The following is a 23,502-nucleotide window of genomic DNA, read 5'->3' on the forward strand; positions in this document are numbered from 1 at the left end:
CGCTGAAGCATGTCTGATTTCTTTATCAATCGGCCGATATTCGCCTGGGTGGTCGCCATCATCGTCATGATGGCCGGCGCCTTGGCCATCATCAAACTGCCGATCGCCCAGTACCCCACCATCGCGCCGCCGGCGGTCAGCATCAGCGCCAGCTATCCGGGGGCCGACGCCAGGACGGTGCAGGACACGGTCACCCAGGTGATTGAACAGAACATGAACGGCCTGGACGGCCTGATGTACATGTCATCCAACAGCGACGCCGCCGGCAACGCCACCGTCACCCTCACCTTCGCGACCGGCACCGATCCGGACATCGCCCAGGTGCAGGTGCAAAACAAACTGCAGCTGGCGATGCCGCTGCTGCCGCAGGCGGTGCAGAACCAGGGCATCAACGTGCAGAAGGCCTCCAGCAGCTTCCTGATGGTGGCCGCCTTCACCTCCGACAGCGGCGCCATGACGCAGGCGGATTTGGCGGACTATACGGTCGCCAATATCAAGGATCCGATCGGCCGCACCAGCGGCGTCGGCCAGGTGCAGCTGTTCGGCGCTCAGTACGCCATGCGCGTGTGGCTGGATCCCACCAAGCTCGATAATTATCGGCTAACCAGCGAAGACGTGGTGCGCGCCATCAAGGCGCAGAACAACCAGATCGCCGGCGGCCAGCTCGGCGCCCTGCCCGCGGTGCCCGGACAGCAGCTCAACGCCTCGATCATCGCCCAAACCCGCCTCGGTTCGCCGCAGCAGTTCGGCAATATTTTGCTGCGCGTCAATCAGGATGGTTCGCAGGTGCGCCTGCGCGACGTCGCGCGCATTGTGCTCGGCAGCGAAAACTACACCACCGGCGCGGAATACAACGGCAAACCCGCCGCCGGCCTGGGCATCAAGCTGGCGACCGGCGCCAACGCGCTGGATACCGCCAACGCGGTGAAGGCCGAAATCTCGCGGCTGGAGCCCTACTTCCCCGCCGGCATGCGGGTGGTGTACCCATACGACACCACGCCGTTCGTCAAAATCTCCATCAGTGAAGTGGTGAAAACGCTGTTCGAGGCCATCATCCTGGTGTTCCTGGTGATGTATCTGTTCCTGCAAAACTTCCGCGCCACGCTGATCCCCACCATCGCGGTGCCGGTGGTGCTGCTCGGCACTTTTGCGGTGTTGGCTGCCTGCGGCTTTTCGATCAACACCCTGACGATGTTCGGCATGGTGCTGGCGATCGGCCTGCTGGTGGACGACGCCATCGTGGTGGTGGAGAACGTCGAACGGGTCATGTCCGCAGAGGGGCTGCCGCCGAAAGAGGCCACCCGCAAATCGATGGGGCAGATACAGGGCGCGCTGGTCGGCATCGCCATGGTGCTGTCGGCGGTATTTATCCCGATGGCGTTTTTCGGCGGCGCCACCGGCGCCATCTATCGCCAGTTCTCGGTCACCATCGTTTCCGCCATGGTGCTGTCGGTGCTGGTGGCGATGATCCTGACGCCGGCGCTGTGCGTCACCCTGCTGAAACCCGGCGTGCACGCGCCTAAAACCGGCTTTTTCGCCTGGTTTAATCGCCTGTTCGACCGCAGCACCCGGCATTATCAAAACAGCGTCGGCAACATTCTCAACCATACCGGCCGCATGTTGCTGATTTACCTGTTGATTGTCATCGGCATGGCGCTGCTGTTCATCCGCTTGCCCAGCGCCTTTCTGCCCGACGAGGATCAGGGCGTGTTCATGAACATGATCCAGCTGCCGGCCGGCGCCACCCAGCAGCGCACCGAAGCGGTACTGGACAAGGTGACCCATTACTACCTGAACGGTGAAAAGGCCAACGTCAACTCGGTCTTTACCGTCGCCGGATTCGGCTTCAACGGCAACGGCCAAAACAACGGGCTGGCGTTCGTCAGCCTCAAGGACTGGAGCCGCCGCCCAGGGGAGAAAAACAAGGTCGAGGCAATCATTAAACGCGCCAACATGGCCTTTGCCCATACCATCAGGGAGGGCGTCGCCTTCGCCTTTAACCTGCCGGCCATTACCGATCTCGGCACCGCCACCGGCTTCGACTTCGAACTGATCGACAACGGCGGCCTCGGCCATGCGGCACTGACCAAGGCGCGCAACCAGCTGCTGTTCATGGCCGGCAAATTCCCCGACGTGGTGACCAGGATCCGCCCCAACGGCCTGGAGGATACCCCGCAGTTCAAGGTGGACGTCGATCAGGCCAAGGCCGAAGCGCTGGGGGTTTCAGTCAACGACATCAACCAGACGCTGTCCACTGCCTGGGGCGGCACCTACGTCAACGACTTTATCGACCGCGGCCGGGTGAAGAAGGTGTATGTGCAGGCCGACGCCCGCTACCGCATGCTGCCCGACGATCTCAACCAGTGGTACGTGAAGGGCAACCGCGGCCAAATGGTGCCGTTCTCCGCCTTCGCCAGCGCCCACTGGCAATACGGCTCGCCGCGGCTGGAGCGTTATAACGGCCTGCCTTCGATGGAAATCCTCGGGGAGCCGGCGCCGGGGCGCAGCTCGGGCCAGGCGATGATGCTGATGGAGAAGCTGGCGGCCAGGCTGCCGAAGGGTATCGGCTACGACTGGACCGGCATGTCCTATCAGGAACGGCTTGCCGGCAATCAGGCGCCGGCGCTGTATGCCATCTCGCTGGCGGTGGTGTTCCTGTGCCTGGCGGCGCTGTATGAAAGCTGGTCGATCCCGTTCGCCGTGATGCTGGTGGTGCCGCTCGGCGTGGTCGGAGCGCTGCTGGGCACCACCCTGCGCGGCCTCGACAACGACGTTTACTTCCAGGTGGGCCTGCTGACCACCATCGGCCTGTCGGCCAAAAACGCCATTTTGATCGTCGAGTTCGCCAAGGCGCTGATGGAGAAAGAAGGCAAGCCCCTGTTGGCCGCCACGCTGGAGGCAACGCGCATGCGCCTGCGGCCGATCCTGATGACCTCGCTGGCGTTTATTCTCGGCGTGCTGCCGCTGGTGATCGGCAGCGGCGCCGGTTCCGGCGCGCAGAATGCGGTCGGCACCGGCGTGATGTGCGGCATGATCAGCGCCACCCTGCTGGCCATTTTCCTGGTGCCGGTGTTCTTTGTCGTGGTGCTGCGCCGCTTCGGCGGCAAGCGGCCCGATTAACCCTGGCGGGCCGTTCGGGCCCCGCCATCAAAAAGGCATTCTCCAACTTTATCGCTTCTGAATCACCGCGGTCCGATTCCGGACCCGGTTTGCGTGTTATCGCTGCGGTGAACATGGGATCCTGAACGCATCCGAGAAAACTGAGCGCGGGAGCGGCGTTATTTCCCCCATCGGCGCGGCTCCCCTGTCAGCCTCAGGCGTTCCTCGGTTCAACGAGAGGAAAATAGCATGTTCAACATGAAGAAATTACCCTGGGTTTTGATGATGCTGTTAGCGTTGAGCGGCTGCGATCGCGCGCAGGAGAACCCTGCGCCGCCGGCATCCTCCGCCGCGCAAACGCCGACGGCGCCGTTTGGCGGCCGCCAGCCGGACGGGGGCAACGCGCAACCCTTGGATCAGCTGCTCGGCCCGATCGCCCTGTTTCCGGACGGCCTGCTGGCGCAGGTGCTGGCCGCCAGTACTGCGCCCGAACAGGTCAGCGCCGCCAACGCCTGGCTGTTGCAACACCGAACCCTGACCGGCGATGCGCTGGCGCAGGCGGCGAACGCTCAGCCCTGGGCGCCGGCGGTAAAATCCCTGACCCGCTTCCCCGATGTGCTGCAGCAAATGGCGCAGAACCCGGGCTGGACTCAGGCGCTTGGCGCCGCCTACACGCGAGCGCCGGGTGAGGTAATGAACGCCGTGCAGCTGCTGCGCCAACGCGCCGGCAACAGCGGCGCGCTGAAAAGCAACGCGCAGCAGCAGGTGATCGTTAGCGGCGCGGCGCCGGCGCAGACCATCGTCATCAAACCCGCGCAGCCCAACGTGGTGTACGTTCCCAGCTACGGCGCCGCCGTTTACGGCAACCCGCCGGTGGCCTACTATCCCGGCTATACGCCGCCGCCGGCCTACGGCTCCGGCGACAGGCTGGCGACCGGGTTAATCGGCTTTACCGCCGGCGTGATGGTGGGATCGCTGTTCGATAACAGCTGGGGGGTGCGCTGGGGCGGCAGCCCGGCGGTGGTGTACAACAACCGCACCTTCGTCGGCAACGTTCAGATTCAGCGCCACGACTGGCGCCACACCGCCTATGCGCCGCGCGCCCCTTTCAGCGAACCGCACTTCGCCCCGGCGCGCAGCAACTTTACCCCGCGGGCCGCGGCGACGCCGGCCTTCAGCCCGCAGCGCAACGCCGCACGTTACGCCGGGCCAACCCGCACCGCATCAAAACGGCCGGAGCGCCGCGTCGCGCATGCGCTGCCGCCGCGAGAACGCCATCTGGCCCCCGGCCCGGCGCGGTTGCCGTCCGTACGTCAGCCGCGGTTCCAGACGGAGCGCGATGCGCGGCCATTCGCCGCCTCTCACGCGGGCTTTTCCACCGCGCTGAATCATGCCTGGGGCGCGGGGCACGCCCTCGGCGGCGGCTACCCTCGCCGCCGGCTGTAGCGCCGCCAGGGCGGACGAATGCGCCACGCTCAATCTGCATCGGGCGGTTACAGCGTGCGCGTATACACTCGCGAAGCCTCGCCCCAGGGATGATAGCCCAGCCCGTTAAAGGCAAAGCCCCGCCGCTCGTAGTAACCTTCCAGATCGGTACATAAATGCAACTGCGGGAAGCCCATTTGCCGCGTGGCTTGCGCCACATGCTCGATCAGCAGCGCACCATAGCCGCGGCCGCGGTGCGCTTCCTCCACGTACAATGCGCACAACCAGGGATACAGCTCGCCGCGGCTGATAAAGTCGTTGGTGATCAGGCCCGCGCAGCCGAGAATGTGGTCGCCGGCCATCAGCAGGTACCACTGCGGCAGCGGATTAGCCGCATCGATACAGCGGGTGATGGCATCTTGATACACCATCAGGGACTCCGGCGAAGCCCACTGCTGCTGGAAGTAGCCAATGGCTCGCGAGGCGAGCTCGGGTGACTGACGCACTGAAATAATGTCCATATTCGTTCCTGTTTATTTTCGTTTTCCGCCAGCGTGAAATTATGCCGCATCTCGCCACCTTTAGGTGGAAAAACGCCTGGCGGTTGCAGCCAGGCCCCTGACCCCCGCGGGTTCAACGACGCCGCAGCATAGAGAGCGGAACAGGATGAAAGAGGCCGGCTATGGCATGTCTCATGCGCTTCCATTTCGCCGCTTCCGGGCGAAAACCGCCGTCTGAACAATGAGGATGTTATTTTTCTAAGCCGGCGCGTTTCTCTTTCAGCGAAATGCCAGAATCAGAAAAACCTTATATTGCATTTTTACAAACCATCAGATTAATTATTATTTAGCTTGAAATCACAAGGGAAATTAGCGAAAGACGCCTTCAGGATAAAAACACCGTTCAAAATGTGTCTTTACCACCGATGGGATTATTTATAAACGGCAACACAGCGCATTAACCACATTAAATAAATGGTAATAACCGGCGTTTTATTACACCAGCGAAATGGTAAACATGCGAACCATTTTAATTGCAACTATTAACTTGATTTACCATCTTGGTAAAAATAAATTTTTTTTCATTAAGAAACAACCACATAACAAAACAACAACCCAGTCAGTCAGTGCCTTCCGGCTACTCTCCTCCTTCAACCCCATAGCAGAAACTATTTTAATAACATTATTCCTAATGGCTCTTATCTTATTTATAAAAAGGAATTTTTCACTACCCCTTGCATCATCAGTGCAATATCGTCAATAGAAAAAATAAGTTTTAACACTGACATTGACAGTTCGTATTAGTTGAACTTTCTTTTACATAGTGGCCATAACGCCATTTGTGCGCCTTTGCCACTCGTTGCTCTGAGAATTTCACTATCTCGGGGTGAGCAACTCGTCGGGAAGTTGCAAATGTAACAGCGTGACTGAAGTAACGATAGTTTGTATCCATTTGACTGACATGAGGTAATTTTATTATGGCTTCTTTACCATCACAGCAGCAAGCTGCGTCTATTTACTACTCACTCCTGGGACCGGTTACGACATACAGCGCATTTAATTCTTATGCGACACAGCTGGAAAGCGGCGCGAAAACGGTGGAAAGTCTGGCCGCGGAGTTTTTGAACTCGGCGAAAGGGCAGCAGCTGTATGCCGGCCAGAGTAATGAGCAAATCGTCTCTCAGGTTTATGAACGCGTCTATGGTGAAACCCCGTCAGCAGAACAAATCACCCAGCTTATTGGCACGGGCACCCTTGCTCAAGCGCTGGCATCCATCAGCAGCAACCTTCTGAACTATCAGGGTTTTGACGACGCCACTCTGACCCAGCAAGTTGCTTTTGAAAGCAACGTCAATAAATTGCTGTATCTGGACCCTGAAAATCTGGCGTCCCAAGAGCTCCGCGAACAGGCGGTTTCCCTGGCGCTGGGTATTGCGGATCGCGGCGTTTACTCCATTTCGCTGGAAGCCTGGAGCAAATCGTTATCCGAAGGGAGCAGCCTTAATTACCTGACCCAAAAGCTGCTTGCATACCCTGAGTTCCAGCGCACCGTTGGGCAACTGGAAGGCGATGCGCTGATCCAACAAGTCTTTACCACCGTGCACGGCACGGCCGCTACCGCCGAGCAATTGGCCACCTACAGCGCGCTGCCAAACAAGCAGAGCATCATTGAAGCCATTATCAACGATCTGCGCACCTCGACCGGCACTGACGATACATCAGTCACTCAGCAACACGCCTTTGAAGCCCGCGTCGGTGAAAACCTGCTGTACAAAACCGCCGCCAAGCTGAGCGTTACTGAAGGTGGCGGCAACGCAACCGGCACGGTGAATACGCAAAGCAGCCACCAACTGAGCAATGCTGAAACCGCCGTGCTGAAAAATGTCCAGCTCGACGCCAGCAGCGCCGGCAACGTGGACCTGAAATTTGCCGACAGCCTGAGTGCGTTGACGATCAACGGCAGCGCCGCCGCGACGATTAACCTGTCCGACAACGGCGCGAACAGCGGTGTGAACATCACCACAAACAACGCCAACATCGTATTAAACGGCGGTTCAGGCGACGATGTCACTACGATCACTTCCGCTGCCGATATCGCCACCGCTACCGGGACGTTTAACCTGGGCAAAGGCGATGACGCACTGATTTGGGCGGGTAACGCCACGACCGGCGCCAACAGCATCGCCAGCACCTTCACCGCCAACGGCGGAGATGGCACCGACAGCATTTCAGCCAACTTCATCACCAAGAACGTCGCAACAACCAGCGGCCTGCTGGGCGTGCGCAGCAGCACCGTCACCACCAACGCCAGCCAGTTCAGCGGTTTTGAAAAAATCGATCTGGGGGGATATGTCGGGAAATCCGTCGGCACGCTGAATGGTCAGGCAGTCACTACCGGCGCGCACACCTTTGACTTCGGCGTGCTGAACGGCACTTCTACCGTTGAAGGCACGACCGGCGGCACCATCACTCAGACCGCTCAGAGCGGGCTGGGTTCGCTCGGTTTCGCGCTGTCCAGCAAAGCCGATAACGTGAAAGTGATCAACGCCGCCGGCGGCGATGCCGCAGCGCTCACCGTCACCGGCAATGCCACCGCCGACAGCAACCTGGAAATCACGTTCCGCCAGAATGCCACCAACAAATTCGATATTCACTTCGATGCCACCAGCACCGGCAATATCGATGCGGGCTCTCTGAGCCTGATCAGCAGCAGCAGCGTGCTGGCCGGGACAGCGTTGGCCAACGTCAATATCGCTTCTGACGGCAACGGTGACTTCACCAACATTCTGAACCTCATTGGCACCAATGCTCAGATCACCACCCTCAACGTAACTGGCGACAACAAGATGGATCTGACGCTGGGCAGCGGTTACAGCAACGTTCGCACCATCGACGCCTCCAGCAACACCGCCGGCATCGATTTGGATTCTGCGCATGCCGGTACCGGCGACGGCATCCTGGTGCAGCTGCTGAATATTCTGCCGCTGAGCGCAGTAACCACCACGCTGCTGACGCCGTTGCTGAATACCCTCGGCCTGAACGGCTACCAGCTGAACATCACCGGTACCGCGGCTGACGACACCTTCAACGTGGCGGCCAACTCCACCATTACCGGTGGCGCGGGCAGCAATACCTATGAGTTGAAAGGCAGCACCAGCCAGGCCGGCGTTACCATCACCGACTTTAGCAGCGCCAAAGACAGCATCGTTGATAGCGTATCCGGCGTGACCATCGCCGGCGACGCCAGCAGCTCTGTCGCTAACTACGGCCTGCGTTCAGCCGATATCATGGACGGTCTGCTGGGTTCACTGGTGGGCGGATTAACCAACGGCGTTGTCGGCCTGCTGGGCGGCATTCTGGGCCTGAGCAACAGCAACTCGTTGACCTCGAAAGTCGGTGTCGCCTCGGTGGCATTCGATAACGGCACTGACGCCAGCTATGTCATTATCGATAACAACGACAACGGCGCTCTCGATAGCGCTGACAGCGTCATCTACCTGACCAATCAGAATCACCAGAACCTGATTGATACCCTGCACTATACCGAAGTCAGCGTGAACGGCGTTGCCAATACCTCATCTGCAGACCTGGCTGTCGCCTAACGGTCAGCATCTGGCATAACATCGTTCGAATGGATACTGCTCAAAGCCCGCAATTCGCATTGCGGGCTTTTCTTATCCGCCCCATCGCCGGGAATTGATGCCCGTCATCGCCCCCGTCCCAACGGCTACCGCGCCGGTTTGCCTGCCCCCTTCAGAAAAGGCTGCTATAGCTATAGAAAGCGGCGCATGGCTTGCCTATGATGATCCCAGCTCAGCTTTCTCGCCGAAAGTGAGCGGCCAACGCAAAAATCAGGAGCATTCATGTCGCAAAATATCTATGACAACCAGGCCTTTTTCGACGGCTATGCACAGCTCGGCCGTTCGGTGAACGGGCTCGACGGCGCGCCGGAATGGCCCGCCATTCGCCGCATTCTGCCCGAGCTGCGGGGTAAAAAAGTGCTCGATCTCGGCTGCGGCTACGGGTGGTTCTGCCGCAGCGCGCGCGAACAGGGCGCCGCCAGCGTGCTGGGGGTAGATCTCTCAGAGAAGATGCTCAATCGGGCGCGGGAAATGACGCAGGATGCGGGCATCGAGTATCGGCAGCAGGATTTGGCCCGGCTGCAGTTGCCGGCCGCCGGCTACGATCTGGCCTACAGCTCGCTGACCCTGCACTATATCGAGGATCTGGCCGGGCTGTTCGCCACGGTGCATCGCGCGCTGGTTAGCGGCGGGCAGTTTATCTTCACCGCCGAACACCCGATCTACACCGCGCCGCAGCAACAGGGCTGGCTGGTCGACGGCAACGGGCAAAAATCCTGGCCGGTAAACGGCTATCAGCGGGAAGGCGAGCGCGTTTCCAACTGGCTGGCGGAAGGGGTAATCAAGCAGCACCGCATGCTCGGCACCTACATCAATCTGCTGGTGCAGCAGGGTTTTATCATCACCCACCTGAACGAATGGGGCCCCACCCCGCAGCAAATTGCGGCCATCCCGGCGTTGGACGAAGAAAAAGAGCGCCCGATGATCTTTATTCTCGCCGCCCATAAGCCGGCCTGACCATTACCCGCAGCAAAACCTTAACCGCCAAATGAATGGGGAGGCCGCCTCCCCCGCGATGCCTTCAGGCGCGGATGTCCTGATACGCCGGCGTGGTGTCGAATTCATGCTTGGCGAACGGGCACAGCGGAATGATTTTGCGGTTTTCCGCGCGCATTTTTTCCACCACCAACGCCACCAGCTTTTTGCCCACGCCCTGGCCTTTCAGCACCTCATCCACCCAGGTGTGATCGATAATGGTCAACTGGTCGCCGCTCGGCACGAAAGAGATCTCGGCGATCAACTTGCCCTGTTCGTCGTTTATATAGAAACGCTTTTCATCCGCCAAAATTTTAAGATCCATGTTATTTATCCCGATATTTAAGCGCCCGCTGGGGCAGGTATCAATCACGCGTTTTACCTTGGCAAATCGCACCATTAAAATAAACATCAATTCTTTCGCCGGAATAACAACGCTAGCCGGCCCGGCTCAATTCATTGTCCATTGCCGCCTATTGTGTTGTTTTTGTTCCACTCTCCAGTATAGGTAACCTGCTGAAGATAGCCATTCTCCGGCAAAAGATGCGCAACCGCCTGCCAGTGCTAGAAAAAACCTGAGGTTGTTCTAATCTTTAATCAGTAATGCAATCCGATCCCGGCAGTGGCTAAGGAGTTTAAAATGGGTGATAGCTCAAAAGACGGCGTTATTCTGCTGTCCAGAATATTGCTGATGATTCTGTTTATCATTTTCGGCTGGATGAAATTGGCAAACTTTGGCGCGACCGTAACGGCAATGGAAGGCTATGGCACGCCGATGCCTTATTTAGCGGCAATTATCGCCGTGGTTGTCGAGTTCTTTTTTGGCATCGCACTTATTCTCGGGATATTTACTCGCCCTATCGCGGTTATTTTCGCCCTCTACGTTCTGGGCACCGCATTTATCGGCCATCAGTTCTGGAAAATGACCGGCATGGAAATGATGGGCAACGAAATCAACTTCTTCAAAAACATCAGCATCATTGGCGGGCTGCTGCTGCTGGCGGTCACCGGCGCCGGGCGCTACTCGCTGGATTATAAATTCTTCAATAAATAATGCCTTGCAGCCGGCGGGGCATCGCCGGCCGCTTTCCCCGCGCATTCCCGCATCGACATGTCCCGCCGCCTTGTGGCAATCTGCCTTTCAGACCGCACAGGGGGAATAATGAACATAGAGCGATTGGATCATCTGGTGCTGACCGTGACGGATATCGAACGCAGCTGCCGGTTTTACCAGCAGGTGCTGGGTTTCGACGTCGTCACCTTTCGCGACGATCGCAAAGCGCTGGCGTTCGGCCACCAGAAGATCAACCTGCATCAGGCCGGACACGAATTTGAACCCAAAGCCCACCAGCCTACGCCCGGCTCCGCCGATCTCTGCTTTCTCGCCGCCACGCCGCTGGCGGAGGTGATCGAGGAACTGAACGATCTCGGGGTGATCATCGAAGAAGGCCCGGTTGAGCGCACCGGCGCCGGCGGGCCGATCGTCTCGGTGTATCTGCGCGATCCGGACAACAACCTGATCGAGATTGCCAATTCGCTGCCGGATTAGCGGCTGCGCTTGGCGTGGCGCTCGAAGTTGTCGGCTTTGGCCTGCGCCGATTTGCGCAGCGTGACGTAGCAAGCCCCCTCGCCGCCGTCGCGCGGCAAGGCGCGGCAAAACGCCTGCACCTGTTCGAACTGCACCAGCCACTTGGCGACGTAGCTGCGCACGATATTCGGGTGGCTCTCGTTGCCGCGCCCGCGGCCGTGTACGATCAGCAGCGAACGCAGGTTTTGCGCTTCGGCCTGCAGAATAAAACGAAACAGCGCCTGCCGGCTGGCCTCGACCGACTGCTTCAGCAGGTTCAACGAGGCCTGCGGCGGATAGCGGCCATGACGCAGCTTATCCAGCACGCCCTGCTGAATGCCTTCGCCCTTGAACTCCAGCGGCTGTTCGCAGGGGATCACCTCAAGAAAGCCGGTGCTGAGAAAGTTTTCCTGCCGCAGCCGCTGCGCTTCGCGGCGCGCGCTTTTGTCGACGCTCTCCTGCGGCTTGAGATACAGCGTCTGCCGCCCACTCGCCAACGGGGTGACATCCGCCATCGCCCGTTCAAAAAAGTCTTTTTCCTGATTGTTCATTTCACCGCCACTCTTGAACCGGGAGCCTGATATGACTGGGGATGCCGATGATTGTAAGACGCCCCGGCGCGGTTGCAAGCCTGGAATTGTCAGTGGAGTTTGTCTGCAATCGTCGTCAACGGGTGAGCTTCCGCACAGTTTTCGCTATACTGCTTAGCCATTATTGAGTGCCGCAGAGGATCGATCCCATGACAATGCGCGAGCTGGAAATCCAGTTTCAAAATGCAATGAATGAGTTGCAGGCCAGCTTCGAACGGCAACACCGCGAATGGCAGCACAGCTATCAGGCTCTGCAACAGCTGCTGGAAGAGGCCAAACAGCGTGAAGCCGCTCTTCTGGCAGAGGCCAAACAGCGCGAGGCCGCGCTGCGGGCGCAAAACGAACAGCTGGCGCGCAAGCTGAGCACCGCAAGTTCCGTACCGGAACAGCATGCGCTGGTGAAGCAGATCAAAATGCTCGGCGCCCATTTGGATGCGCTGGCCAAAGACGCCGCGACCTTCAACCACCACCTGCGTCATCAGCAGCGGGCAGCCGATAATTTCAGCGGCGAACAGCATTGATAGCGGGCGCTGCCGCACAGCGCCTCCCGCCGAAGCCTGGCGATATGAGAGTGTAATAAAGCCTAAATGACCTGGATCATCATCGCCGCCCTGATCGTCGTATTTATTGTTGGTTACCGCATTCTGACCTCAGACACCCGCAAAGCCATCGACTCGCTGGCGCAGCTGCTGAAAGTCAAACCTATGCTGATCGAGTCGATGATCCAGGAAATGGGCGGCCGCCATAGCCAGACCTTCATCCGCATGCTGAACAACGGCTACACCGAAGAGATGCATCAGGCGGCCTACCTGTTGTTCATCTACCTCACCTTCATCAAACAGGCGGACGACGAACGTATTGGCCAATGGCGCACCGTGCTGCTGCGCGCCGGCTTGTCGCCGGAGCTGCACGCCGAACACACCGAGGCGGCGCTGTTCTATTTTGCCGAATTGGATATCGATGCGTTCGAGCTGGCGCAATTCCGCCGCGCATACAACGAGCGTTTTAACCGCGAGGCGATCGCCCGCGGCTGAAGACGTCCCCCTCAGACGGGGGACCGATTACAGGAACATGCTGTAGAGGTAGCGCGACAGCGCTTCGCGCGAGCTGAAGCCGTGCGGAATGCCGTAACGGGCGCTGGCGGCATCGCCGCTCAAATCCAGGGGAAACTCAAGATACTGCTCGCTGACGCGTATCGGCGAAGTCGGCGTGGCGAAATGCACGCTCCGCTCTTTCAACGCCGGGTGGATCACCAGCGCGGTTCTGCCCATTCGCGCTTCGCGGTTCACATACACATAGTGTTCACCCTTGCGGTAACCATAGGCCTGATCGGTGACATAATCACGTTCAAAGCCGGTATTCTCCAACACTCTAGCCACTTCATCCGGCCGTAAATACATCGATTCCTCCTCTCATTCTGGACCGCTGAGCGACCTTACCGTAATCATTCGCCGAAACAATAATTTTCTGGGTAAGCCTCTGGGTTTCGGAATATTCCGGGGCTATGCCCGGCCGCGCTGCAGCAGCCGCAGGGTCAGCAATGCGCCCATCGCCACCCACAACGCCGCGGCCAGATAGATCGACGGCACGCCCATGTGGCTCATCATCAGGCCGGCCAACGGCCCGGTGATCCCCAACGCCAGATCGAGAAACGCCGAATAGGTGCCGAGGGCAGTGCCCTGATTCTGCTGCGGCACCTGTTTCACCGCCTCCACGCCGAGCGCCGGGAACACCAACGAGAAACCGGCGCCGGCCAGCAGCGCCCCGGCCTGCGCCAGCAGCGGATCGCCGGCCTGCCAGATCAGCAACAGCCCGAGGATCTCGACCAAAAACGACGCCAGCGTCACCTTCAGCCCGCCGTGGCGGTTGATGCTATTGCTGAAAATCAAACGGATGCCGACGAAAGCGCAGCTGAACAGCGTCAGCGAAAACGCCGCCCCGCTCCAGCCTTTATCAGCATAGTAAAGCGTAATGAACGTGGCGATGACGCCAAAGCCGACGGTACCCAGCGCCAGCCCCAGGCCGTAGGCCCAGATGCGGCCGAACACCGCGCTGAAGGCGATGCGCCGGCCGGCGGAGATCGACACGCTCGGCTTGCCGCTGGCCAGCAGCAGCGAAAGCGCCACCGCCAGCGCGATCAGGGCCGCCACGCCCGCCAATCCCCAATGTTGGTTCAGATAAACGCCGAGCGGCGCGCCGGCGGCCATCGCGCCATAGGTAGCCACGCCGTTCCACGAAATCACTCGCGCGGTGTGCAGCGGCCCTACCAGCCCAATGCCCCATAGGGTGGAGCCGGTGCTGGCGAAGCTTTCCCCGATGCCGAGCAATACCCGGCCGAGGCACAGCAGCAGCAAACTCAACCAGGGCAACGCGTCGAACCAGAACGCCAGGGCGTAAAACACGCCGCTGGCGCCACAGCAGGCCAGCCCGAACAACACCACCTTTTTCGGCCCCAGCTGATCGGCGTAGCGCCCGGCATGCGGGCGGCTGAACAGCGTGGCGAAGTACTGCGCGCTGATGATCAGCCCGGCCAGCACCGAGTTATAGCCCAGGTGGTTATGCACAAATCCCGGCAGCACCGCCAGCGGCAGGCCAATGGTCAGATAGCAAACGAAGGTGAACATCACCACCGACAGAATGCGTTTATTCAGCTGAAAGGGGTTTTCTTTGGCACCGATGGCGGTCATTACAGAGGGCTCGCATCGAACGGGGTAGGCAACAGCGTTCAGCATACCCCGAGGAGATTCGATGATAAACGTGAGAATTATAACGAATTATTATTTAACTAAGAGTTTGTTGCCGGCGCCGGCAAACGGCGGCGTTTATTCGCCCCTGGCGGCCCGCTCGCGCAGAAAGTCAATGAACGCCCGCACCTTTTCCGGCACGTGGCGGGTATTCGGATACAGCGCGTAAATGCTCTGCGCGGGGAACTGGTGATCCGGCAACAGCAGGCACAGCCTGCCTGCGGCGATGTCCGCCCGCACCAGCCACTCCGGCAGCAGCGCCACGCCGGCGCCGTGCAGGGCGAACGCCAGCAGCGCCGCCGCGCTGTCGCCCATCAGCATGGCGGCGCCCTCCACCTTGAACAGTACCGCCTGCCGCTGCGGGGTAATCACCTGCCAACTGAGCGGCGAACTGAGGCGGCTGTGGGCGATCCATTGCGCCAGCGCCAGCTGCGGCAAAGAATCGATCGGCCGTCGGGCCAGATAGGCCGGCGAAGCCACCGGCAAAATAGCGAAGCTGTCGAGCAGCGCCGCCCGATGGCTGGAGTCCGCCAGCTGCCCCAAACGAATGGCGACGTCGAAACGCTCCGCGATCAAATCGGCATGATAAGAAGAAGAAACATGCTGAATGCGCAGGCGCGGATGCAGCTGAGAGAATGCCGCCAGCGCCGGCACCACCGTTCGCGCGCCGTATTCGGGGGTGCTGGTGATGCGCAGCACGCCGCTCAAGCCCCGGTGATCGCGTCGCACGTCGTCCAGCGCATTTTCCGCCTCCTGCAGCAGCTGCAGGCTGCGCTGATAGAAACGCGCGCCGGCGTCGGTCAGCGACAGCCGCCGGGTACTGCGCGCCAGCAATGATACCCCCAGCTCGTTCTCCAGCTGTTTGACGTTGAAGCTCACCACCGCCTTGGTTTGCCCCAGCGTCACCGCCGCCGCGGTAAAGCTCCCGGCGTCCACCACCGCCACAAAGATCGCCAGACGCTGCAGATTCAGCATATCATTCGCCCTGATTGTCAAAATTATTTTGACAGTGTAATCGCCGGCAACCGATTTATCCGCACTTTTTCCGCCGCTACACTGCACGCCTTCAACCGGAGGCTTCATGTCCTATCGCAGCAAAGTGGCAATCGTCTATCTGCTCGGCTTTTTTGTCGATCTGATCAACATGTTTATCGCCAACGTCGCCTACCCGGCCATCGGCCAGGCCCTGCGCGCGTCGGTCAGCCAACTGGCCTGGGTCAGCAACGGCTATATCCTCGGCCTGACGCTGGTGATCCCGCTCAGCGCCTGGCTGGCGCAGCGCATCGGCGGACGCCGGGTGTTCCTGCTGTCGCTGGCCCTCTTTATGCTGGCTACTGCGGCGGCGGGCAACGCCGGCTCCCTCGGCGCGCTGATTGGCTGGCGGGTATTGCAGGGCATGGGCGGCGGCTTGCTGATCCCCATCGGCCAGACGCTGACCTACCGGCTGTACCGCAGCCATGAGCGCGCCGGGCTCTCGGCCGCCATTATGCTGGTCGGCCTGCTGGCACCGGCGCTGTCGCCGGCGCTGGGCGGCTGGATCGTCGATCGGCTGGACTGGCGCTGGGTGTTCTTCGCCAACCTGCCGCTGGCGGCGCTGGCGCTGCTGCTGGCCGCGCTGTGGCTGCGCGCCGACGCCCCGGCCGCGGAGCGCAAGCCGCTCGACGCCGGCGGGTTGTTCAGCGCCTGCATCGCCCTGACGCTGCTGCTGCTCGGCCTGACCCGGCTGAGCGAATCAGGCCATCAGGGCTCCGGCGCCTTGCTGCTGGCGATCGGCGCGCTGACGTTCGGCTATTATCTGCGCCGCAGCCTGCGCATCCCGCAGCCGCTGCTGAACCTGCGCCTGATGGGCGATCCGCTGCTGCGCAGCGCCATGATGATTTATCAGTGCATTCCCGGGTTGTTTATCGGCGTCAGCCTGGTGGCGATGCTGTACCTGCAAAACCAGCTCGGCATGCCTGCCGCCCAGGTCGGCGCCCTGATGTTGCCCTGGTCGCTGGCGTCGTTTCTGGCCATCGCCCTGACCGGCAAAACCTTCAACCGCCTCGGCCCGCGCCCGCTATTGCTGATCGGCTGCCTGCTGCAGGGGCTGGGCATCCTGGCGCTGGCGCAAATCACCGCGGCCGACCAACGGGCGCTGCAGCTGGCCGCCTTCGCGCTGATGGGGTTGGGCGGCAGCCTGTGCAGCAGCACCGCGCAAAGCAGCGCCTTTCTGCACATCCCCGACGGCCAGCTGGCCGACGCCAGCGCGCTGTGGAATATCAACCGTCAGCTGAGCTTTTGCCTGGGCGTCGCGCTGCTCAGCCTGCTGCTGAACCTGCTGCTGGGCGGCTTGCCGCCGGCCGCCGCCTATCGATACTGTTTTTACCTCGCCGCCGCCAGCACGCTGATCCCGATGCTGCTGTGCCTGCGCATCGCCAACCGCGCCATCGTGCGCCACCTTCATGCTCAACAGGAAAAGTGATGAACCGTTATTTTACCGAAGTGATCGACGCCCATCTCGCGATTGAAAACTGGCTGGAAAAGGGCCAGGGAGATGAACACGCGCTGCTGGCGCGCTTCGAACCGGACTTCAGCATGATTGCGCTGAACGGCGGCAGGCTGAACTTCGCCGCGCTGAGCGCCTTTTTCCGCGCGCATCGCGCCGCCAAACCGGGATTGGCCATTGCCATTGAAGAGATGGTGCTGGTGGCCGAATGGCCGACGGGGGCGGTGGTCAGCTACCGGGAAAGGCAGAGCCTGCCCGGGCAGGCGCCGACGCTGCGCCATTCCACGGTGGTATTTGAACAGCGGCCAGGCGGCCTGGGCTGGCGGCATCTGCATGAGACCGCCATTGCACCATAATCACCGGAAGCCGTCGGCCAAAAACAGTTCCCAGCCGACGATCAGCCCGCACAGGGTGACGGCGCTGAAAATCACTTCGAACAGATAGCGATTGATCATCCCGACGTGGCCTCAAAAGAAAACACCCGGGGGGACCGGGTGTTTGAGCACTGGCTAGACCATGCGGAGCCGGCTGGCCCGCACGCTTCAGCTGATTACGCTTTTTTAGCGGCTTTTTTGTGGTGTTTCTTAGCGGCCTGGGCTTTCTGCACCGGCGCTTTTTTGTGGTGCTTTTTAGCGGCCTGGGCTTTCTGAGCCGGGGCTTTTTTGCTGGCTTTCTTGTGCGCTTTCTTGTGGTGAGTCGCTTTGGCAGGCGCTTTCTCAGCGGCGGCAGCCGGCGCGGCGGCAGTGGTGGTCGCAGCCGGCGCCGTGGTTGCCGGCGCGGAAGCCGCGGTATCGGCAGCGAAAGCAACGGAAGACAGGCCCATAGTGGCGGCGACGATCAGCGCTAATACTTTTTTCATTTTTAATTCCTCAGAGTGTTGTTTCGGTAAGCCCCGGTGGAGCCGTTGAACAGAGAATAGAGGAATCGCCGACGCCCTTCCGTGAGTGATTGGTTTCGCCGAGTAACCAAATGTACAACGGGGGCCGGCGTCGCGAACGATGCCGAACGTGCGGTTTTTTCCGTGATCGGCAACACAGTTTGGAAACTGGTCTATGCTTAACAGACATGTGTCGAAATGGAGAGCCGAATGTTTAAGAAAACGGAAAAGACAGAACGCGATATCGATCAGGACGTTACCCTGCTGGCTGATACGCTGGATGAAGTGCTGCGCGAGTCCGGCGACAAGACCAAAGAGGAATTGAAGGAGCTGCATAACAAAGCAAAAGGCGTACTGCGTGACGCCAGAGCGCGCTTCAACGGTTCCAGCAGCCTGACACAGCACGCGCGAGATGCCGTCGAACATGCCGACAGCTATGTGCGCGACAAACCTTGGCAGGGCGTGGGGATCGGTGCCGCCGTCGGCATCGTGCTCGGCGTGCTGCTGGCCCGGCGTTAACACCCCTTGCAGTCATAAAGATAAAACAGATGTGCGTCTGGCCCGCGGGAAACCGCGGGCCGTTTAATTTGCGCCGTCGAACAGGGCTTGCAAACGCGCCACCGCCCGCTCGGCCTCTTCGCGCCTGGTAAAATTGGCGAACCCCAGCAACAACCCCTGCCCCGCCCCGGGGGTTATCCGCCAGTCCGACAGCGCCTGCACCGCCAACCCCTGCCGCCAGGCCCGCGCCGCCAGCCGCGCATCCTGCCCCTCGTCGCGCAGGCGCACCAGCAGCTGAATGCCGCCGGGTTGCGGCGCCACCGTCAAATGCGCGCCCAGTTGCCGCTCCAGCGCCTGCGCCAGCCATTCACGCCGTTCCCGATACAGCGGCCGCATGCGCTTGAGGTGGCGGTAGAAGTGCCCCTGATTGATGAAATCCGCCACGCCGGCCTGCAGCAGCGGCGAACAGCCGCAGCCGCGCAGCCGGCTGGTGCGGGCGAACGCCTCCGTCAGCCCGGCCGGCACCACCAGGTAAGCCATGCGCAGCGCCGGGAACAAGGTTTTGCTGAAGGTGCCGGCATACAGCACTCGCCCCTGGCGATCGAGGCTTTTCAGCGGCGGCAGCGGCCGCCCGTGATAGCGGAACTCGCTGTCGTAGTCATCCTCGAAAATCCATGCCGAACGCCGCTGCGCCCAGTCCAGCAGCGCCATTCTCCGCGCCAGGCTGAGCGACACCCCGAGCGGGCTTTGGTGAGTCGGCGTCACTATCGCCAGGCGCGCCCGCGGCGCCGCGGCGATGCCGGCGGCAACCGCCATCCCCTGCCCATCGACCGGCACCGCCACCGCCCGCATGCCGGCGGCGCGCAACAGCGGCAACGTCACCGGGTAGCCGGGATCCTCCAGCCACGCCTCATCCCCCGGCTGCAGCAAGGTGTCGAGCACCAGATCCAACATGGCCGGGTAACCGGCGCAGATGAAGACTTGTTCCGGCTGACAGCGAATGCCGCGCGACAGGTGCAGGTAATTGGCGATCGCCTCGCGCAGTTCCGGCTGGCCATTGGCCGGCGGCAGCGCCAGCGAGGCGGCGGTGGCGCTGCGCAGCAGGCGGGAGACGATACGCTGCCACTGCGCGCGCGGAAAGGCGTCCAGCGCCGGCAGGCCCAGCTGGAACGGCTGCAGCATACCCTGGGGATGCAGCGGATCGGCCACCGGCATCGGCAATGGCTGCGCCGGCGACGCGCCGCCCTGCGGCAAAGGCCGCAGCTGCGGCGAGACATAGGTACCCGCCTGCCCGCGGCTTTGCAAAAAACCTTCGGCGATCAGCTGACCGTAAGCGCTTTCCACCGTGGCGCGCGCCACGCCCAGATCGCTGGCCAACCCGCGCACCGACGGCAGGCGGCTGCCCGCCGCCAGCGCGCCCCGTTCGATGCCGTCTTTTATCCGCAGATAAATCTGCCGGTACAGCGGTTCGGCCAGCCGACTGTCCAGCCGCAGAGAGGAAAGGAATTGGCGCATCATGGCCCGGTCAAATAATCATTTTATGGCCCTATAGCATAGACCATATCAACGCTAAAGTAGCCGCATGATTTCGTTATCCACCGACTGAGGTTGACCATGATTAAGCAACGCTTGCAGTACGCCGAACTCTCTCCCGCGCCCTACAAAGGCCTGGTAAACGCGCTGATGGCGCTGGAAAAAGGGGCGCTGGACAAGGCGACCGTCGAGCTGATGTTCATGCGCGTTTCGCAGATCAACGGCTGCGCCTACTGCCTGGACATGCACGGCAAGGCGCTGCGCGAAAGCGGCTTCAGCAACGCCAGGCTGGATACGCTGGCGGGCTGGCGCGTCAGCCATGAGTTCAGCGAGCGCGAGCGCGCCGCGCTGGCATGGGCGGAGTCGGTCACGCTGATCGCCGCCACCGGCGCGCCGGACAGCGCATTCGACGCGCTGAAAACGCATTTTAGCGATGCCGAGATCGCCGATCTGACCTTCGCCATCAGCATCATGAACGCCTTCAACCGGCTGGCGGTCAGCATGCGCCAATGATCGACCGCGCTTTCCCCCTCTCGCCGCGAGAGGGGTTTTCCCCCGAAAACCGCCCGCAAAAAAATTTTCCTCATGCTTTATCCAGCCCCGCCGCGGCCTGCGCGCAAAAACCGCCAAAACACCATATATAGCGTGGTTGATAAAATAAATATCAACATATAGTATTCATTGTATCGACCGCAGGGACAGCAGCGCGGCTGATAACGCCGTCAGAAACGCCGAACAATGCTCCGTTATCTGACTTGTCCGCCTTTCCTTCAGCTTAAAAGGTAAATGCGAATCATGAGCATTATTATTTACAGTAAGCCGGACTGTGTCCAGTGCAACGCCACCTATCGCGCATTCGATAAACAGGGGATTGATTATCGGGTGATCGACCTCACCCAGGATCAGCAGGCGCTGAACCATGTTAAATCGTTAGGTTATCAGCAGGTTCCGGTCATTATCGCCGGTGACGACCATTGGTCCGGCTTCCGGCCGGACAAGATCGGCGCTCTGGCCCTCGTTTCCTGAGGCCGGCCATGAATCCGCTGGTTTACTTCTCCAGCAGTTCGGAGAACACCCACAGGTTCGTTGAAAAGCTGGGATTGCCGGCGATGCGCATTCCGATCGCCGGCGCCCGCAGCAAGCTGCTGATGGAACGCCCCTACATATTGATCGTGCCCAGCTACGGCGGCGGCAGCGCCGTGGGAGCCGTGCCGATCCAGGTGATCCGCTTTCTCAACGATCCGCAGAACCGTTCATACCTGCGCGGCGTTATCGCCGCCGGGAACACCAACTTCGGCGCAGCGTACGGCATTGCCGGCGATATCATCGCCAAAAAATGCCAGGTGCCTTTTCTCTACCGCTTCGAGCTGCTCGGCACCGTGCAAGACGTTGAAAACGTTAGACAGGGAGTAACCGCATTTTGGCAACGACAGAACTGACCAGGCCCGCCGCCGGCGCGCTGGACTACCATTCGCTCAACGCGATGCTCAATCTTTACGATGCCGAAGGCCGGATCCAGTTCGACAAGGATCGGCTGGCGGCGCGGCATTATTTCCTGCAGCACGTCAATCAGAACACCGTGTTCTTCCACAACCTGGAGGAAAAGCTGCGCTATCTGGTGGAGGAAGGCTATTACGAGCCGCAGGTGCTGGCGCAGTATGATTTCCCGTTTATCAAGCAGCTGTTCCAGCAGGCCTACGCCAAAAAATTCCGCTTCGAGACCTTCCTCGGCGCCTTCAAGTATTACACCAGCTACACGCTGAAAACCTTCGACGGCAAGCGTTATCTCGAACGCTACGAAGACCGGGTGTGCATGGTGGCGCTGACGCTGGCGGCGGGCGATACCCGGCTTGCGCAGGATCTGGTGGAAGAGATGATTTCCGGCCGCTTCCAGCCGGCGACGCCGACCTTCCTCAACTGCGGCAAGCAGCAGCGCGGCGAGCTGGTGTCCTGTTTCCTGCTGCGCATCGAAGACAATATGGAGTCGATCGGCCGGGCGGTGAACTCCGCGCTGCAGCTGTCGAAACGCGGCGGCGGCGTGGCCTTCCTGCTGACCAACATCCGCGAAGTGGGCGCGCCGATCAAACGCATCGAGAATCAGTCCTCCGGGGTTATTCCGATCATGAAAATGCTTGAGGACGCCTTCTCCTACGCCAACCAGCTGGGCGCGCGCCAGGGCGCCGGCGCGGTGTATCTCAACGCCCACCACCCGGACATTCTGCGCTTCCTCGACACCAAGCGCGAAAACGCCGACGAGAAAATCCGCATCAAGACGCTGTCGCTGGGGGTGGTGATCCCGGACATCACCTTTGAGCTGGCGAAAAATAACGAGGAGATGTATCTGTTCTCGCCTTACGACGTGGAACAGGTCTACGGCGTGCCGTTCTCGGAGATTAGCGTCAGCGAAAAATACCGCGAGATGGTGGACGACAAGCGCATCCGCAAATCGCGCATCAACGCCCGCGAGTTCTTCCAGGTGCTGGCGGAGATCCAGTTCGAGTCCGGCTACCCGTACATGATGTTCGAGGATACGGTCAACCGCGAAAACCCGATCGCCGGGCGCATCAACATGAGCAATCTGTGTTCGGAGATCCTGCAGGTCAACCGCGCCAGCACCTACCATGAAGATCTCAATTACCATCGCATCGGCAAGGATATCTCCTGCAACCTCGGTTCGCTGAACATCGCCAAAACCATGGATGCGCCGGACTTCGGCAAAGCGGTGGAGACCGCGATCCGCGCGCTGACCGCGGTGGCCGACATGAGCGACATTCGCTCGGTGCCGTCGATCGCCGAAGGCAACCGCAGCTCGCACGCCATCGGCCTGGGGCAGATGAACCTGCACGGCTACCTGGCGCGCGAACGCATCTTCTACGGCTCGGAAGAAGGCGTCGATTTTACCAATATCTATTTCTATACCCTGGCCTACCACGCGCTGCGCGCGTCCAATCAGCTGGCGATCGAACGCGGGGCCTGCTTTGGCGGCTTCGAGGATTCCCGCTACGCCAGCGGCGAATACTTCAGCAAGTATACCGAGCGGGAGTGGCAGCCGCAGACCGCACGCGTGCGTGAGCTGTTCGCCGCCGCCAACATCGCCATTCCGGGCCGCGAAGAGTGGCTGGCGCTGCGCCAGTCGGTGATGATGCACGGCCTGTATAATCAGAACCTGCAGGCGGTGCCGCCGACCGGTTCGATTTCCTACATCAACAACTCCACCTCCAGCATCCACCCGATCGTTTCGCGCATCGAGATCCGCAAGGAGGGCAAGATTGGCCGGGTATACTACCCCGCGCCCTACATGACCAACGACAACCTGGAGTATTACCAGGATGCCTACGACATCGGGCCGGAAAAGATCATCGACACCTACGCCGCCGCTACGCAGCACGTCGATCAGGGGTTGTCGCTGACGCTGTTCTTCCGCGACACCGCCACCACCCGCGATATCAACCGCGCGCAGATCTACGCCTGGCGCAAGGGCATCAAGACCATCTACTACATCCGCCTGCGCCAGATGGCGCTGGAAGGCACCGAGGTGCAGGGCTGCGTGTCCTGCGCGCTGTGAGGC

At 60.6% G+C, this 23,502-nt stretch carries 23 protein-coding genes; 15 read left to right on the plus strand and 8 right to left on the minus strand.

Going from position 1 to position 23,502, the window contains the following annotated elements:
* Positions 1-9 precede the first annotated feature (9 nt).
* The gene (locus tag CKW09_RS19065) at positions 10-3,120 is read left to right on the plus strand and encodes an efflux RND transporter permease subunit (RefSeq protein ID WP_095098906.1); all 3,111 of its coding nucleotides are present in this window, start codon (positions 10-12) and stop codon (positions 3,118-3,120) included.
* Positions 3,121-3,348: 228 nt separating this feature from the next.
* Positions 3,349-4,545 (plus strand): DUF3300 domain-containing protein, encoded by a 1,197-nt coding sequence (locus CKW09_RS19070; protein WP_061800212.1) that lies wholly within the window; start codon positions 3,349-3,351, stop codon positions 4,543-4,545.
* A gap of 47 nt (positions 4,546-4,592) precedes the next feature.
* Here the strand turns inward: CKW09_RS19070 and CKW09_RS19075 are convergent, their stop codons facing one another.
* Positions 4,593-5,045, minus strand: coding sequence for a GNAT family N-acetyltransferase (locus CKW09_RS19075; RefSeq protein ID WP_095098909.1), 453 nt, complete (start codon positions 5,043-5,045; stop codon positions 4,593-4,595).
* Between the two features lie 956 nt (positions 5,046-6,001).
* Between CKW09_RS19075 and CKW09_RS19080 the strand changes: the two genes are divergently transcribed.
* Together CKW09_RS19080 and CKW09_RS19085 are read left to right on the plus strand one after the other, a co-directional pair.
* Positions 6,002-8,626 carry a beta strand repeat-containing protein gene (locus CKW09_RS19080; protein WP_061800211.1) on the plus strand — a complete coding sequence of 875 codons (2,625 nt, stop codon included), beginning with the start codon at positions 6,002-6,004 and terminating at the stop codon, positions 8,624-8,626.
* A gap of 261 nt (positions 8,627-8,887) precedes the next feature.
* Positions 8,888-9,622: a class I SAM-dependent methyltransferase gene (locus CKW09_RS19085; protein WP_061800210.1), complete on the plus strand. Its 735-nt coding sequence runs from the start codon at positions 8,888-8,890 to the stop codon at positions 9,620-9,622.
* Between the two features lie 64 nt (positions 9,623-9,686).
* Here the strand turns inward: CKW09_RS19085 and CKW09_RS19090 are convergent, their stop codons facing one another.
* Complete coding sequence (locus tag CKW09_RS19090) at positions 9,687-9,965, minus strand: GNAT family N-acetyltransferase (protein ID WP_061800238.1); 279 nt, start codon at positions 9,963-9,965, stop codon at positions 9,687-9,689.
* Positions 9,966-10,280: 315 nt separating this feature from the next.
* On the opposite strand from CKW09_RS19090, the gene CKW09_RS19095 reads away from it, so the two are divergent.
* Positions 10,281-10,694: a DoxX family protein gene (locus CKW09_RS19095; protein ID WP_061800209.1), complete on the plus strand. Its 414-nt coding sequence runs from the start codon at positions 10,281-10,283 to the stop codon at positions 10,692-10,694.
* Between the two features lie 108 nt (positions 10,695-10,802).
* Positions 10,803-11,189: a VOC family protein gene (locus CKW09_RS19100; RefSeq protein ID WP_061800208.1), complete on the plus strand. Its 387-nt coding sequence runs from the start codon at positions 10,803-10,805 to the stop codon at positions 11,187-11,189.
* Here the strand turns inward: CKW09_RS19100 and smrA are convergent.
* A complete protein-coding gene (smrA, locus tag CKW09_RS19105; RefSeq protein WP_095098912.1) occupies positions 11,186-11,758 on the minus strand; it encodes a DNA endonuclease SmrA in 573 nt (190 codons plus the stop codon). The two genes, CKW09_RS19100 and smrA, sit on opposite strands and share 4 nt — an antisense overlap.
* Before the next feature lie 188 nt (positions 11,759-11,946).
* Here smrA and CKW09_RS19110 point away from each other — a divergent pair, with 188 nt between their 5' ends.
* Both CKW09_RS19110 and CKW09_RS19115 read left to right on the plus strand, forming a co-directional pair.
* On the plus strand, positions 11,947-12,318 hold the full coding sequence (locus CKW09_RS19110) for an MbeD/MobD family mobilization/exclusion protein (RefSeq protein ID WP_061800205.1): 372 nt from the start codon (positions 11,947-11,949) through the stop codon (positions 12,316-12,318).
* A gap of 66 nt (positions 12,319-12,384) precedes the next feature.
* Positions 12,385-12,831: a DUF1198 family protein gene (locus CKW09_RS19115; RefSeq protein ID WP_095098914.1), complete on the plus strand. Its 447-nt coding sequence runs from the start codon at positions 12,385-12,387 to the stop codon at positions 12,829-12,831.
* 27 nt (positions 12,832-12,858) lie between these two features.
* Here CKW09_RS19115 and CKW09_RS19120 read toward each other — a convergent pair whose 3' ends face one another.
* The 3 genes from CKW09_RS19120 to CKW09_RS19130 form a co-directional block, all read right to left on the minus strand.
* Entirely contained in the window at positions 12,859-13,197 is a 339-nt protein-coding gene (locus CKW09_RS19120; RefSeq protein WP_061800203.1) for a DUF2002 family protein, read from the minus strand.
* A 102-nt stretch (positions 13,198-13,299) separates the two neighbouring features.
* Complete coding sequence (locus tag CKW09_RS19125; protein ID WP_095098917.1) at positions 13,300-14,484, minus strand: MFS transporter; 1,185 nt, start codon at positions 14,482-14,484, stop codon at positions 13,300-13,302.
* A gap of 135 nt (positions 14,485-14,619) precedes the next feature.
* A complete protein-coding gene (locus CKW09_RS19130) occupies positions 14,620-15,516 on the minus strand; it encodes a LysR family transcriptional regulator (protein WP_061800200.1) in 897 nt (298 codons plus the stop codon).
* A 106-nt stretch (positions 15,517-15,622) separates the two neighbouring features.
* Between CKW09_RS19130 and CKW09_RS19135 the strand changes: the two genes are divergently transcribed.
* Complete coding sequence (locus tag CKW09_RS19135) at positions 15,623-17,002, plus strand: MFS transporter (protein WP_061800199.1); 1,380 nt, start codon at positions 15,623-15,625, stop codon at positions 17,000-17,002.
* The gene (locus CKW09_RS19140; RefSeq protein WP_095098920.1) at positions 17,002-17,382 is read left to right on the plus strand and encodes a DUF4440 domain-containing protein; all 381 of its coding nucleotides are present in this window, start codon (positions 17,002-17,004) and stop codon (positions 17,380-17,382) included. The genes CKW09_RS19135 and CKW09_RS19140 overlap by 1 nt, the downstream gene beginning before the upstream one ends.
* 194 nt (positions 17,383-17,576) lie before the next feature.
* Here CKW09_RS19140 and asr read toward each other — a convergent pair whose 3' ends face one another.
* Positions 17,577-17,885: an acid resistance repetitive basic protein Asr gene (gene asr / locus CKW09_RS19145; protein ID WP_061800197.1), complete on the minus strand. Its 309-nt coding sequence runs from the start codon at positions 17,883-17,885 to the stop codon at positions 17,577-17,579.
* A gap of 228 nt (positions 17,886-18,113) precedes the next feature.
* Between asr and CKW09_RS19150 the strand changes: the two genes are divergently transcribed.
* Positions 18,114-18,422 (plus strand): DUF883 family protein, encoded by a 309-nt coding sequence (locus tag CKW09_RS19150; protein ID WP_095098923.1) that lies wholly within the window; start codon positions 18,114-18,116, stop codon positions 18,420-18,422.
* A gap of 63 nt (positions 18,423-18,485) precedes the next feature.
* Here CKW09_RS19150 and pdxR read toward each other — a convergent pair whose 3' ends face one another.
* Positions 18,486-19,919 carry a MocR-like pyridoxine biosynthesis transcription factor PdxR gene (gene pdxR / locus CKW09_RS19155; protein ID WP_095098926.1) on the minus strand — a complete coding sequence of 478 codons (1,434 nt, stop codon included), beginning with the start codon at positions 19,917-19,919 and terminating at the stop codon, positions 18,486-18,488.
* 96 nt (positions 19,920-20,015) lie between these two features.
* On the opposite strand from pdxR, the gene CKW09_RS19160 reads away from it, so the two are divergent.
* The 4 genes from CKW09_RS19160 to nrdE all read left to right on the plus strand — a co-directional run bounded on the left by CKW09_RS19160 (position 20,016) and on the right by nrdE (position 23,499).
* On the plus strand, positions 20,016-20,447 hold the full coding sequence (locus tag CKW09_RS19160) for a carboxymuconolactone decarboxylase family protein (RefSeq protein WP_061800193.1): 432 nt from the start codon (positions 20,016-20,018) through the stop codon (positions 20,445-20,447).
* 282 nt (positions 20,448-20,729) lie between these two features.
* The gene (gene nrdH / locus CKW09_RS19165) at positions 20,730-20,960 is read left to right on the plus strand and encodes a glutaredoxin-like protein NrdH (RefSeq protein WP_061800192.1); all 231 of its coding nucleotides are present in this window, start codon (positions 20,730-20,732) and stop codon (positions 20,958-20,960) included.
* Positions 20,961-20,968: 8 nt separating this feature from the next.
* A complete protein-coding gene (gene nrdI / locus CKW09_RS19170) occupies positions 20,969-21,373 on the plus strand; it encodes a class Ib ribonucleoside-diphosphate reductase assembly flavoprotein NrdI (protein WP_061800191.1) in 405 nt (134 codons plus the stop codon).
* Positions 21,355-23,499 (plus strand): class 1b ribonucleoside-diphosphate reductase subunit alpha, encoded by a 2,145-nt coding sequence (gene nrdE, locus CKW09_RS19175; RefSeq protein ID WP_073970380.1) that lies wholly within the window; start codon positions 21,355-21,357, stop codon positions 23,497-23,499. Before nrdI ends, nrdE begins: the two co-directional genes overlap by 19 nt.
* Positions 23,500-23,502: the final 3 nt, after the last annotated feature.

Origin of the sequence: Serratia ficaria, from assembly GCF_900187015.1 — a bacterium.
In the GTDB taxonomy this organism is placed as follows: domain Bacteria; phylum Pseudomonadota; class Gammaproteobacteria; order Enterobacterales; family Enterobacteriaceae; genus Serratia; species Serratia ficaria.

What these genes read in the sequence shown, in the direction of transcription:
- nrdH (WP_061800192.1), top strand. Translation starts at nt 20,730, where the DNA reads ATGAGCATTATTATTTACAGTAAGCCGGACTGTGTCCAGTGCAACGCC.
- CKW09_RS19130 (WP_061800200.1), bottom strand. Translation starts at nt 15,516, where the DNA reads ATGCTGAATCTGCAGCGTCTGGCGATCTTTGTGGCGGTGGTGGACGCC.
- nrdI (WP_061800191.1), top strand. Translation starts at nt 20,969, where the DNA reads ATGAATCCGCTGGTTTACTTCTCCAGCAGTTCGGAGAACACCCACAGG.
- CKW09_RS19150 (WP_095098923.1), top strand. Translation starts at nt 18,114, where the DNA reads ATGTTTAAGAAAACGGAAAAGACAGAACGCGATATCGATCAGGACGTT.
- CKW09_RS19070 (WP_061800212.1), top strand. Translation starts at nt 3,349, where the DNA reads ATGTTCAACATGAAGAAATTACCCTGGGTTTTGATGATGCTGTTAGCG.
- CKW09_RS19100 (WP_061800208.1), top strand. Translation starts at nt 10,803, where the DNA reads ATGAACATAGAGCGATTGGATCATCTGGTGCTGACCGTGACGGATATC.
- CKW09_RS19075 (WP_095098909.1), bottom strand. Translation starts at nt 5,045, where the DNA reads ATGGACATTATTTCAGTGCGTCAGTCACCCGAGCTCGCCTCGCGAGCC.
- CKW09_RS19110 (WP_061800205.1), top strand. Translation starts at nt 11,947, where the DNA reads ATGACAATGCGCGAGCTGGAAATCCAGTTTCAAAATGCAATGAATGAG.
- CKW09_RS19160 (WP_061800193.1), top strand. Translation starts at nt 20,016, where the DNA reads ATGATTAAGCAACGCTTGCAGTACGCCGAACTCTCTCCCGCGCCCTAC.
- CKW09_RS19085 (WP_061800210.1), top strand. Translation starts at nt 8,888, where the DNA reads ATGTCGCAAAATATCTATGACAACCAGGCCTTTTTCGACGGCTATGCA.
- CKW09_RS19140 (WP_095098920.1), top strand. Translation starts at nt 17,002, where the DNA reads ATGAACCGTTATTTTACCGAAGTGATCGACGCCCATCTCGCGATTGAA.
- CKW09_RS19080 (WP_061800211.1), top strand. Translation starts at nt 6,002, where the DNA reads ATGGCTTCTTTACCATCACAGCAGCAAGCTGCGTCTATTTACTACTCA.
- CKW09_RS19135 (WP_061800199.1), top strand. Translation starts at nt 15,623, where the DNA reads ATGTCCTATCGCAGCAAAGTGGCAATCGTCTATCTGCTCGGCTTTTTT.
- CKW09_RS19095 (WP_061800209.1), top strand. Translation starts at nt 10,281, where the DNA reads ATGGGTGATAGCTCAAAAGACGGCGTTATTCTGCTGTCCAGAATATTG.
- CKW09_RS19065 (WP_095098906.1), top strand. Translation starts at nt 10, where the DNA reads ATGTCTGATTTCTTTATCAATCGGCCGATATTCGCCTGGGTGGTCGCC.
- smrA (WP_095098912.1), bottom strand. Translation starts at nt 11,758, where the DNA reads ATGAACAATCAGGAAAAAGACTTTTTTGAACGGGCGATGGCGGATGTC.
- CKW09_RS19090 (WP_061800238.1), bottom strand. Translation starts at nt 9,965, where the DNA reads ATGGATCTTAAAATTTTGGCGGATGAAAAGCGTTTCTATATAAACGAC.
- CKW09_RS19115 (WP_095098914.1), top strand. Translation starts at nt 12,385, where the DNA reads ATGACCTGGATCATCATCGCCGCCCTGATCGTCGTATTTATTGTTGGT.
- pdxR (WP_095098926.1), bottom strand. Translation starts at nt 19,919, where the DNA reads ATGATGCGCCAATTCCTTTCCTCTCTGCGGCTGGACAGTCGGCTGGCC.
- asr (WP_061800197.1), bottom strand. Translation starts at nt 17,885, where the DNA reads ATGAAAAAAGTATTAGCGCTGATCGTCGCCGCCACTATGGGCCTGTCT.
- CKW09_RS19120 (WP_061800203.1), bottom strand. Translation starts at nt 13,197, where the DNA reads ATGTATTTACGGCCGGATGAAGTGGCTAGAGTGTTGGAGAATACCGGC.
- CKW09_RS19125 (WP_095098917.1), bottom strand. Translation starts at nt 14,484, where the DNA reads ATGACCGCCATCGGTGCCAAAGAAAACCCCTTTCAGCTGAATAAACGC.